Source organism: Bartonella sp. AP21QHHD, from assembly GCF_042196205.1.
Taxonomy (GTDB): Bacteria; Pseudomonadota; Alphaproteobacteria; order Rhizobiales; family Rhizobiaceae; genus Bartonella.
Genome location: NZ_JBHIPT010000054.1, coordinates 34758 through 46642, shown reverse-complemented (window position 1 = coordinate 46642; position 11885 = coordinate 34758). Strand labels below are relative to the sequence as shown.

The window sequence follows — 11885 nt, the reverse complement described above, 5'->3', positions numbered from 1 at the left end:
TTGTTAAGTAAAATTAGAGAAAATACTTTAATGTTTACTCTAAACTATATGCTGTAAAGACTACTTTGTTTAAAGTGTTTTTGCATGCTCCTTTTCTGCTGTTCAAATTTAAGTTTTAATGGTGGAATTTAGGGGTGATGGTTTAAAAAGGGGAGTGATGATGGGGGGTATAAGAAAAGTTGCGGTTTTTATTTAAAATGATAGCGTATTTTTTTTCTCCCTCTTGCTATGAGGCTTGTAGAAACCCATATTCTTTTTAGCACTATGGTTCTTCTTCTTGCTGCTTTTTTCGCGGTGTTTTTTAGAGGCTGGATAATCCTTTCTGGATGTTTCTTTTGTGGAATATTGGAGAGGTTAAAGTGTGGTGATGGCTTGAGATTTAAGGAAAAAAAATGAACTTGGAAAAATATAGCGAACGCGTGCAGGGTTTTTTACAATCAGCACAAAATAGCGCTCTTGCTTCTGATCATCAGCAGTTTTTGCCGGAGCATTTCCTGAAAGTGTTGTTAGACGATTCTCAAGGATTGGCTGCATCGCTTATCCAAAACGCTGGTGGTGATCTTACTCTTATTCAAAAGGCGCTAAAAGAAGCACTTGATGCTTTGCCTAAAGTGCAAGGGGGAAATGGACAGCTCTATCTTTCTCAGCCATTGGCAAAAGTTTTCGCGCTGGCTGAGGATATTGCGAAAAAAGCCGGTGATCAGTTTGTGACCGTGGAGCGCATGTTGCAAGCGCTGATCATGGAAAAGACCGCAAAAACAGCCGATATTTTAACAAGTGGAGGATTGACCCCGCAAGCGCTTAATCGGGCAATTAATGCGCTGCGGAAAGGAAAAACAGCAACAAGCCCCCATGCTGAAGGACAATATGATGCCTTGCAAAAATATGCCCGGGATCTCACAAAAGATGCCCGTGAAGGAAAACTCGACCCTGTGATTGGGCGGGAAGAGGAAATCCGCCGCACTATTCAGGTGCTTTCACGGCGTACCAAAAATAATCCCGTGTTGATTGGTGAGCCTGGGGTGGGGAAAACAGCTATTGTGGAAGGGTTAGCTCTGCGCATTGTTAATGGCGATGTACCTGAAACTTTGCGGGATAAACAGCTTCATGCGCTGGATATGGGAGCGCTTATCGCTGGTGCAAAGTATCGTGGGGAATTCGAAGAGCGCCTTAAAGCGGTGCTGGCAGAGGTGCAAGCCGAAAATGGACAAATTATCCTCTTTATTGATGAATTGCACAATCTTGTTGGCGCTGGAAAATCTGACGGTCCTATGGATGCTTCTAACTTGTTAAAACCTGCTCTTGCACGCGGAGAACTCCATTGTGTGGGCGCTACTACGCTCGATGAATATCGAAAATATGTCGAAAAAGACGCTGCTCTTGCACGCCGCTTCCAACCTGTCTTTGTACCTGAACCCTCTTTGGAAGATACTATTTCTATTTTGCGCGGTATTAAGGAAAAATATGAACAACATCACAAAGTTCGTTTGGCTGATAGTGCTTTAATTGCGGCGGCGCGTTTGTCTAACCGCTATATTACAGATCGTTTCTTGCCGGATAAAGCTATTGATCTGATCGATGAAGCGGCTGCGCGGTTGCGTATGCAGGTCGATTCAAAGCCGGAAGAACTCGATGCTGTTGATCGGCGTATTTTACAGTTGAAGATCGAACGGGAAGCTTTGAAAACAGATGTCGAGCCAACAGCAAAAGAACGTTTGGAAAATGTGCAGGAGGAACTCAAAACATTGGAACAACAGTCCGCTGAGATGACAAGTGCTTGGCAGGCTGAGAAACAAAAATTAGGGCATGCTGCTGATTTGAAAAAACAACTCGAAGAAGCCCGTAATGCTTTGGCTATTGCACAACGTGATGGACAATTCCAACGCGCTGGAGAGCTCGCTTATAGTGTCATTCCTGAACTCGAAAAACAATTGACTTTAGCTGAAAATGATGACCAACAAAATCATCTCGTTGAAGAGACGGTTACTGCTGAACATGTGGCGCGGATTGTTTCGCGCTGGACCGGTATTCCTGTTGATCGAATGCTGGAGGCAGAACGGGAGGCGCTGTTGCGGATGGAAGATGAAATTACAACCCGTGTCGTGGGGCAGGGAGAGGCTGTGCAAGCTGTTTCTCGTGCTGTACGTCGTGCGCGTGCAGGGTTGCAAGATCCCAATCGTCCCCTTGGCTCTTTCATGTTTTTGGGTCCTACTGGTGTGGGGAAAACCGAATTAACCAAAGCACTGGCCGCTTTTCTTTTCCAAGACCCCAATGCCATGTTGCGTATTGATATGTCAGAATATATGGAAAAACATGCTGGGGCGCGGCTGATTGGGGCTCCACCCGGATATGTCGGATATGAAGAAGGGGGAGTGCTGACCGAAGCTGTACGTAGAAGACCTTACCAAGTCATTTTATTCGATGAAATTGAAAAAGCACACCCTGATATTTTTAATCTCTTGTTGCAAGTGTTGGATGAGGGACGCTTGACGGATAGCCAGGGCAGAACTGTCGACTTTCGTAACACTTTGTTGATTATGACTTCTAATCTTGGTGCTGAGTTTTTAACTGCTTTGCCTGAAGGGCAAACAACCGATCAGGCAAAAAATGATGTTATGAATGTCGTTAAAGCGGCTTTCCGTCCTGAATTTTTAAACCGTATTGATGAGATTATTCTCTTTCAAAGGCTGCAACGTCACGATATGGAAGCTATCGTCGATATTCAGATAGAACATTTGCAAAATTTGCTCAATGAACGCAAAATAACTTTGCAAATCGAGCCAGAGGTGAGAAAATTTCTTGCCGATAAAGGCTATGATCCCCTTTATGGTGCACGACCGCTTAAACGGATTATCCAAAAGGAAATTCAAGATCCATTGGCGGAAAATATCTTATTTGGAAAAATTCACGATGAGACAACGGTGAAAATTACAAAACAAGGAGATCGGTTGGAATTTTTGCCTGAAGATTAAGTGTGGAAAAATTCACGCTATAAAGGGCGGTGATAATCCTATTATGCGATAAAACACCGCTCTTTGAAGCGTGCTGATTTAGAAAGATCACGATGAGACAAGCGGTATTTTATTGCAAAGTAAAGGGAGTGGCTGGTGTTTTTGCATGTTAAATCAGCGTTTTCGAATATCGTAGGATTCTTTTACTTCTGTTTGTCGTGAAAACTATTTTCTTGCAATGTTATAAGTGAAGTCACAAGCGGGATTGCTTTATTGCTTTGTGCGTAAAAACGTTAGAGAGAAATGCCGTTTATCCGCCGTAAAACATTGCTCTTTGAGGGGGTGTGGGGGATTTTAGACGAAGATATTTTGATGATGGATTGGAGTTTTGCTGTTTAAGAAAAAGGTGGAGGATGCGTAAAATGCACTGCTCTCTCATTTTTTCGGTGATGTGCGTTTTTTTGCTTTAAAATTTTGCTAAAAGTTTTTTTTAACTGTTTGATTGATTGCACTCTTGTTAGTGGCTCGTAGATAATGAAGCATGATTATCTGCACAATCAAGTTTGCTCCTTTGCAGTTTTTTAATCAAGATAAAGACTTAAAAAAAGCTCCCTAACCTGTTTTGGTTAAAATTTTCGCTATTCGTGTTACAAAGACAAGTTTAAGTGGAGGTGTATATTAAAAATATCATCTATATCTTAATTTAGTTTACTTTACTTATTTACCAATAAACTATAATATGGTAAATATTAAGTAAAATAAACAGATAATGAACTTTTTTCAAGAACTTTAATAAGAACTGTATTGGAGTTTATTGATAAAAAGGGTCATTTGAAATTTAAATGGGGGGTATAATCTCATGAAATTAGCTACAAACTTAGCCACAAACAAGGAATTAATTAACAGCTGGTTTGCAAAGGAGGTTAAGAGTTACAATCGGCGTATTCCAGAAGGCTTAAAGGATTTCTACGAGGATAGGAAAGATTCGTTAATAAGTGATGATAAGCTTCAACAGGAAATTTTGGACTCTTTAATACAGCGTATATCGTTAACACCGGATGATTCCAATCCATTAAAGATGTTTCTTGAACAAGGCATTTCTTTTAGGGAGGAGCAAGGGGCGAGAGTTTTTGATACTATTAGAGGTGAGCATTCGATATCTGTTAAAAGTGGAGAAAGCGTTGATCCATTTAAAGTGAATGATCCAAAAATTGACGCATCATCTATACCGGACAAACGAGAAAATACCCATACATTTACGATGACGTGTGATCGAAGAGAGCGTGCTTTTAGAGAAGAGTGTGGGCTGGACAATCTTTTAGAAGAGATTAGATCGTCTGTCCGAGAGCAGGATAATGTTGAGAGTTACAATTGGTTAGAAAAGCTTATTGATCGTGCAGTAAACAGTGAAGTTGCACCGTTACAAGAAACACAAGAAATCTACATTCCAGACATTCGTGATCATCGTTTAGATGAAAAATCATATGAGCTCGCTATAAAAATCATTCGACGAGCAGTCAGATGTCTTGGGGTTCCCTCACGTTTGTACAATGCTTGTTATTTTCAAAAAGCTTTTTCTTTGCGTGATCTTGTATTCATTTTTGGCATAGGTGCTCAATTTGATATAAATGCTCTAGTTCTTAACGAAGTCATGAATATATCGACAGTTTGTGACGCTAAAAATAACCTTTTAAAAGTAAAAGATTTTGGTGAGAAAAATAGCGATGTTATTGGTCTTGCTATGTCAAAAAAAGCGATATCTATCGATGACTTAAAAATAAAAAGGTATAGCGAGTTTGATCCAAACAATTTGCGCACGAATATCTTTTTTCATATTTCGCAATCGTCATTATTTCGTCCGTTTGAAACAATGATTGTTTTTAAAGCAGGGACTGATGATCAGATTGAAAAAACAATAAAAAGGTATGAAGGCACCAATGACATGAAGTTAAAAGAAGAAGCAGAGAAAGAAGCTTTAAAAAGAGTGAAAGTGCTATAAAAAGACTAATTGAGGCATTCAAAAGTCATTGGAAAATTATAAGTGACAACAAAAATGCAGCTGATTATCCTAGTCTGCCGTAAAACATTGCTCTTTGAAGGGGTGTGGTGTGCTAGAATATTTGAGGGCAGGGTTTGAGTTATTGAGCCTGATGAAGTGCTGTTGTTTGAGGGGAAGCTGGTTTGAATTTGACTTAAGGGGGGATATGAATGGAATAATGTTGATCGTTGTGCTGTTGCTTAATCAGAAATTAGCCACAAGATTGCTTTTTGTTTTTTCGGCTGGAGTTCTCTAAAATTTTTCAAAAGGGTGTGTTCTTTTTCGCTATAGGTTTCTTGATTATGGTGTAAGAGAGTTTCTTTTGTTGAGAGATCTTCTTTTGTGGCAATGTCTGCATAAAAAAAGTTCATAGGAACTTCTAGTTTTTGAGCGATTTCCAGTAAACATTTTGCGCTTACACGATTGAAGCCTTTTTCGTATTTTTGGATTTGTTGGAAACTGACACCTAAATGGCTTCCTAATTCTTTTTGGGAAAGCCCTATTGAAATGCGTCTATGACGGATTCTTTTGCCTATCAAAATGTCGATAAAATGTGGATTTCTAGTTGGCACTTCAAGCCCCCCTCCGGTTGCGAGCGCCCTCGCATTGGTATTCCGGGAGTCAAAAATACTGAACCTAAATCAGCTTTTTGCTTTTAGTGCTCATCGCACCTGGACATAGCAAAAACTCCCGGAATTCCGGGACACCCACAAAAGTGGGTTCATTCTTATGTATCGAGGTTTCGGGCTTTCAGTTCCCTATTGATCGTTGCGTGGACGATCAAAATCACACTTTAAGTAATAAAGTAATTTCAGAAGATTGGCAAGAAAAATCAATGTGCTATAAAACGGCGTTATTTGGAGGGGGGATGATATCAAGTATATCAATTTCCACATTTAGGTGTTTTTTAGAGTGTGTGGTGAATATTTTTGGCTGGGCTTATCTTGTCTGGTCTGATGAAACATTTTCTTTTGAGGGGCGGGTCTGAAGACTGTAAGGGTACTAGGCAAAAAGCTGGATTCGTTTATAGACTATTGTTTATAGAGCTGTGCGGGGTGGTGAACTTTTCGTTGGCTTTGTTCTGTAAAGATGTAAAAACGTAAAAATGTGAATCTGTAAAAGTGAAGTGGGGGGATTTGTGGATTATATATTGTGCGTGTTTTTGGTCACTTTGGGCTTTTGGGGGCGTGGAATGTGGTGCGAGAATTGGGGGGAAGTGTCTTCGTGAATGGAAGTTTAGAGGAAGAGTGCTGTTAAGTTGTTAAGTGTGTGACGGGAGAGAAAAAGGGGAATGGAGGATGAAGAGAGTGCGCATGGATAGGAGGAGAGTGTGGGTAAGGCGGTGGTGCAAAGAGATGCGTGAAGGATGGCGGTTTTGGAGATAGGGCTTGATTTGTGTTGAGCCTGATGACGTGCTGTCGTTTGAGAAGTGGTTGGGTGTAAGCTTTATTTTGTGGGGAAAGTTGCTTTTTATTGTGGGATTGTAGACTAGTGCTGGTTGGGAATTTTCATTCTTTGAAACGTGGGGCGGAGGTCAATGTAATAATATGGAAGATTGTGATCTCATAATTTTTACATTCTTTCTTTTTTTTAAGATATTACTTGATATTAGAGTAAATGCTTATATCAAGAGGAGTATTTCTTTAAAAGTTTTCACTTAACTTATTAAGCGATTTATTAGAATAAAAGACTCTTCTGAAGTTCATATCACCAATTGTATCGAAGGAAGTGTAACTTTAAGTGTAGAAAAGTTTAATATCGGATGGTTGGTATGAATTTGTTTTTAAAAAAGAGTCCATTAGCTCTTTTTTGCTCTCTCTTTATTTCTAAAGTTGGAGATTATGCTTATGAAGTTGTTTTTATTTTACTGGTCTTAGAATTAACAGATAACACCTTTTTTACAGGTCTTGTGTATTTTTTTCGATTTATCCCTTTTCTCTTTTTTGGCCCTATAGGAGGTTGGTTAGCGGATAATTTTTCTTTGAAGAAAAATATGATCTTAAGTGAAGTTGTTAGATTATTAGCTTCATTGTTTGTTTTTATAACTTATATAACAGGTACGGCACATATCATTGTTCTTATTTTTGCAGCAATATGTACAACGATAGGAAGAAGTATTTTCCAACCAAGTTTTCAAGCTGCTATTCCCAGAATGTTTTCAATAAAAGATCTTACAAAGGCCAATAGCATTGCTCAAATTATCATGGAAACGGCAGCCGTCATTGGCCCTTTGGTTTGTTCCATACTGCTTTTTTTAGCAAATAAATCGGCAGTACTCATTTTTGATTTTTTTACCTATTTTATATCTATTATCATGTTATTTAATCTCATGAATTTAAATTCAAGCGAGAGTAAATCATTCAATTTTATAAAAATTTATCGAGAAACAGCTTCATATCTTAAATATATTTCTACAGAAAATAATAATTTATTTATTACGCTCGTTGGATCGTCGTTTGCTATTCTCTTTACGGGTGCTATTTTAAGATTTTTAATTCCAGCTTTTGTTCTTTTTGTGGGGGGAGAGGAGAGCCTTGTGAGTTATATTTTTTCTCTCATGGCTGTTGGAACTATTGTTGGTGGTTTGTTCTATAGTAAAATTATATTAAATATTACATCGTTGAAGCTCATGATATTTTGGCTTCTTTATGGGGTTATCCTGTTTGTTATGCCCTTAGCTGCAGAAATTTATTTAAAATTCCTTCTCGTGTTAGCATTTGTTCTGGGATTTATTGGTGCCTTTGTGGATATTGGTTTAGTCTCAGCTATTCAATTATATTCTCGTCGTGAAGATTTTGGTAAGAGTTTTGGAACCTTTTCAACTTTAGCGAACTCTGCCGAAGCAATGTCTGGCTTTATTGCGGGACTTTTGGTACTCGTAGGATTGTTAAGCTCTTTTTTAGCTATGTCCGCATTAATTATTTCCACCGGAATTATTGGCGTTGTAAAAATTAAGAAAAATAAAGAGTTAACACCTCTTAACACGACAGTCGATGACGACCATTGATATATTTGATATCTCCATGCCGTTTCTTTTTTCTAAAGACGGTTCGCTCATTATCTTATTCATGAGGTAAAAACACCGCTCTTTGAAGGGGGTGATCTGAAACGAATGAGTGGTCAGTGGTAGAAACTTGCTAGGCAAGCATTTGAATTCTTTACAGACCGTTGTTTATAGAGTGGTACGGGGCGGTGAACCTTTCCTTGGCTTCGTTCTGTAATGATGTAAAAGCGTAAAAATGTGAATCTGTAAAAGTGAAGTGGGGGATTTGTGGTTTATATATTGTGCGTGTTTTTGGTCACTTTGGGCTTTTGGGGGCGCGGAATGTGGTGAGAAGGATTGGGGGGAAGTGTTTTTGTGAATGGAGGGGAAATGAAGGGTGCTGTGCGTTGGTTTATGTAATGCAACACACCATGAAAGTAAGTATACATATACTATATGCTTTACATGTGTTTTTTCGTACTTTTAACATATATATTTTGTGTCTTAAACATAAGCTTTGAGTACTATGAGAGATGGTGGTCGTTTTTTTAAACAAGCGAGAAAGTGATTAACTAATGCTTGATAGTAAAGAAATATGTTGTTAAGGCTATTCTTTGAAAGGAGGCTCTTATTTCTGGTGTAGGAGCTTTTCAGGAGAGAATGCAATTAATAGGGGAGTTAAGATGTCAAAATATTTATTTCCGTTACCGCTTGTATTGGTGGCTGGTTGTGCATCTATCAGTAATTATTCATCAAGTTATGTCGGTCCAAATATTACGAAAGATGATGTAAAATTAATTGCTAACGATTTTGTTCGTAATCTTAAAAAACCTTTACTGCCCGCTACAACAACACTTATTGTGAAAAAAAATAAAACAGAAGACAACTTTACTCCTGTATTTATTGATCTTTTGCGACGGAATGGATATAACGTGATCTATACAGATCAACCAAACAAACAGCAAAATGGTGTAATCTTGACTTATCAAATAACGCCAATAAAGACAGGTATCATGTCTATGGTTTCTTATGATGAGGTTGGAGTAACGCGTTATTATATCCGCACTTATAATCGATGAAACCCCTTTACCGGTTTGTCTCAAAAAAGTAGATAATGAAGAAATGTGTTTCAGGGGAAGTGTTGGGATTGAATTAATCAATAAAAATTTGCAGATGTGAAAATTGCATATTCAGACGATAGTTATTCATCGTCTCGTTTACAATTTCAGTGTTGTAACGAAGAAAGATGTCGTTTTATCTGTTTGCATTTCTTCATGTTCTGTCTCAGTTATATAGCGCTTTTATCGTTTCTGTCTTATAGAAAATTACTTTCTGTTCTACGGCTCTATATGCCAATCTAATAGTCAGATCTGATCAATTAAATTCATATGAGCTCTTTACAGAAATCTGTTGTTTGAGATTGTTGTAAAGGTGTTTTGTTTTTATCAAATTATCGCGTGGTGGTTTGGGAGTTTCCTTTGGCTGCGTTCTGTAATGATGTAAAAGCGTAGAAATGTGAATCTGTAAAATGAAGCGGAGGATTTGTGCTTTGTGTGGGCTTTTATCATGGCATGGAATGTGGTGCGAGGATTGGGGGAAGTGTCTTCGTGAATGGAGGAGAAAGTTGGGATGAAGAGTGCTGTTGAAGTGCGTTTTCTGGAGAAGAGTGTGTGGGGAATGGCTGTGAACAGATTGCAGAGTTGATGTGTAAAGAGATGTGAAGAGAGAAAAATTGTGGTTGGCGTTTATATTCTATGCGGAGCTTAACAATTATAGTTGCATCTATATTTGTATGGGGATATCCGTGAAATGGGTGTGAGAAGCATTGAGAAGTGTTTTTTTTAATAAGTGGGTGAATGAGCAATACAATGAAAGCCTATTTAGGGGGAAGCCCATTTAGAGGGGGAAGGCTATTTAGGAAAAATCCTATTTTAGCTCTTGTTGTTTTAGACATTGTGTTTTGTATGAGGGGAATTTTGCAGGGAAGGGTGTTTTGAGGGATGTGGCTTCCTTAAAGAAAAACACAAAAATATCAAAAGAAAAATATAAAAACTTGACAAGGTAAATGTAAAAAGGTATCATAATGATACAATCGGAATTGTGCGTTTAAATCAGAAGAGTCTTTTGATAAGATTCTGTGAGAGGGGTGGGGATGTTTTTCCAAGGTTTTGGTGTTTTTATCCTATTTTGAAGTTTGTTATCCTATGATGTCGTAAACCGTTTTTTGAGATGTGGTGATATCAGGCGGGCAAGGCTTTAGGCAGAGGGGAATATTGGCAAAGGATGTCGATTGATGCGCTTTTGCCTAATCAGAAATTAACCACAAGATTGCTTTTTGTTTTTTCGCTTCGAGCTCTCTAAAGTTTTTCAAAAGTGCGTGTTCTTTTTCGCTGTATGTGTCTTGATCGTGGTGTAAGGCATGTTCTTTTGTGGGAATATCTGCTGTTAAAAGGTCCGCATAAAAAAAGTTCATAGGAACCTCTAGTTTTTTAGCAATTTCGAGCAAACACCCCGCGCTTACACGATTAGATCCTTTTTCGTATTTCTGGATTTGTTGAAAACTGACACCTAAATAGCTTCCTAATTCCTTTTGAGAAAGCCCCATTGAAATGCGTCTGTGACGGATTCTTTTACCTATTGAAATGTCATTAAAATGTGGATTTTTTGTTTGCACTTCAAGCTCCCCTCCGGTTGCGAGCGCCCTCGCATGAGTATTCCGGGAGTTTGAAAGCACTGAGCTCAGCCAGCCTTTTGCTTTTAGTGCTGACAAGCACTTGGACATAGCAAAAGCTCCCGGAATTCCGGGATACCCGCAAAGCGGGATAAATTTATGTACTGAGCGTTCGGGCTTTCAAATCCCTATTTGACCGTTGCGTGGACGATCAAAAACACAGATCAATTCATAAGGCAATTTCAGAAGATTGGCAAGAAAAATCAAAATAATTTCAAAGACTATAAGATTGGGTACTTTTTAAAAAAGTGCGAAATCTGGATTTTTAGTTTGCACTTCAAGCTCCCCTCCAGTTGCAAGCGCCCTCGCATGAGTATTCCGGGAGGTTGAAAGCACTGAACTCAAATCAGCTTTTTGCTTTTAGTGCTGACAAGCACTTGGACATAGCAAAAACTCCCAGAACTCCGGGATACCCACAAAGTGGGGTAAATTAACGTTTGAGTTTTCGGGCTTCAACTCCCTATTGATCGCTGCGTAGACGATCAAGGCACCTTTTGAGTGATAAAGTAATTTCAAGGGATTGGCAAGAACAATTAAAAGATTTGGAAAATGAGAGCATTTTTTTGTATCTTAAAAATTATCTCATTATATTCTTATGCCTTATGCAGTAAAATATTGTCATTTGAGGTAGGGTGAGATGGAGGCATTAGAGGCAATGATATGCCGTCGAGGGACCTTCAAGCATATCAATTTATACGGTGCTTTTTGTGAGAGTGTCTGGATATTGGAGGGTAGGGGTTATCTGTCCGTGTCTGGTGAAACAGTATTCTTTGAGGGGGGGTGAGAGGTGGTTGCCCAAATGCAATGTGCTCGATAAAAAGTGGGATTGTTAACAGACTCTTGTTTATTGAGTGGTGGGTTAGTTTGGAAATTTTGTTTGGCTGCCTTTTGTAAAGATAGAAGAGCGTAAAAACGTGAATACGTAAAAGTGAAGTGAAGAATTTATGCGTTGTATGCTTTTGTCTTGGCATGGAATGGGGGGAAAGGACTGGGGAACGAGTCTGCAAATGAAGTCGAAAGCTAGGATGCAGAATGTGAAAATTGGCGCTGTGGGAGAAGCTTTTTGGTGTGTGTGAAGTTTTGTCTTTTGGGTGGGGTCTTTGCTTCGAAGCGGAATTGATCGGTATTTGTAGGAGCTTTCGCTCTTTGTGTTGAAGAGGGATGGGTGTAAGAATATTCAGA

General features: G+C 38.8%; 7 protein-coding genes. 5 read left to right on the top strand and 2 right to left on the bottom strand.

Annotation, left to right across the window (positions count from 1 at the left end; genetic code table 11):
• The first annotated feature begins 392 nt into the window (after positions 1 to 392).
• Together clpB and ACFIMC_RS03910 are read left to right on the top strand one after the other, a co-directional pair.
• Positions 393 to 2972, top strand: a complete 2580-nt coding sequence (gene clpB, locus ACFIMC_RS03915) for an ATP-dependent chaperone ClpB (RefSeq protein ID WP_375680850.1) — start codon at positions 393 to 395, stop codon at positions 2970 to 2972.
• Between the two features lie 838 nt (positions 2973 to 3810).
• Positions 3811 to 4950: a hypothetical protein gene (locus ACFIMC_RS03910; protein ID WP_375680849.1), complete on the top strand. Its 1140-nt coding sequence runs from the start codon at positions 3811 to 3813 to the stop codon at positions 4948 to 4950.
• Positions 4951 to 5189: 239 nt separating this feature from the next.
• On the opposite strand, the gene ACFIMC_RS03905 is transcribed toward ACFIMC_RS03910, so the two are convergent.
• A complete protein-coding gene (locus ACFIMC_RS03905; protein ID WP_375630209.1) occupies positions 5190 to 5561 on the bottom strand; it encodes a helix-turn-helix domain-containing protein in 372 nt (123 codons plus the stop codon).
• A gap of 1199 nt (positions 5562 to 6760) precedes the next feature.
• Between ACFIMC_RS03905 and ACFIMC_RS03900 the strand changes: the two genes are divergently transcribed.
• Both ACFIMC_RS03900 and ACFIMC_RS03895 read left to right on the top strand, forming a co-directional pair.
• Positions 6761 to 7996, top strand: coding sequence for an MFS transporter (locus ACFIMC_RS03900; protein ID WP_375634543.1), 1236 nt, complete (start codon positions 6761 to 6763; stop codon positions 7994 to 7996).
• Positions 7997 to 8655: 659 nt separating this feature from the next.
• Complete coding sequence (locus ACFIMC_RS03895; protein WP_375636940.1) at positions 8656 to 9051, top strand: hypothetical protein; 396 nt, start codon at positions 8656 to 8658, stop codon at positions 9049 to 9051.
• 1226 nt (positions 9052 to 10277) lie between these two features.
• Here ACFIMC_RS03895 and ACFIMC_RS03890 read toward each other — a convergent pair.
• Positions 10278 to 10646 carry a helix-turn-helix domain-containing protein gene (locus ACFIMC_RS03890; protein ID WP_375671981.1) on the bottom strand — a complete coding sequence of 123 codons (369 nt, stop codon included), beginning with the start codon at positions 10644 to 10646 and terminating at the stop codon, positions 10278 to 10280.
• Between the two features lie 1001 nt (positions 10647 to 11647).
• Between ACFIMC_RS03890 and ACFIMC_RS03885 the strand changes: the two genes are divergently transcribed.
• On the top strand, positions 11648 to 11779 hold the full coding sequence (locus ACFIMC_RS03885; RefSeq protein ID WP_375615953.1) for a hypothetical protein: 132 nt from the start codon (positions 11648 to 11650) through the stop codon (positions 11777 to 11779).
• Positions 11780 to 11885 lie beyond the last annotated feature (106 nt).

Bases quoted from the DNA above. Each gene is read 5' to 3' on its own strand.
- clpB (WP_375680850.1), top strand. From the start codon at position 393: ATGAACTTGGAAAAATATAGCGAACGCGTGCAGGGTTTTTTACAATCA.
- ACFIMC_RS03910 (WP_375680849.1), top strand. From the start codon at position 3,811: ATGAAATTAGCTACAAACTTAGCCACAAACAAGGAATTAATTAACAGC.
- ACFIMC_RS03900 (WP_375634543.1), top strand. From the start codon at position 6,761: ATGAATTTGTTTTTAAAAAAGAGTCCATTAGCTCTTTTTTGCTCTCTC.
- ACFIMC_RS03895 (WP_375636940.1), top strand. From the start codon at position 8,656: ATGTCAAAATATTTATTTCCGTTACCGCTTGTATTGGTGGCTGGTTGT.
- ACFIMC_RS03885 (WP_375615953.1), top strand. From the start codon at position 11,648: ATGCGTTGTATGCTTTTGTCTTGGCATGGAATGGGGGGAAAGGACTGG.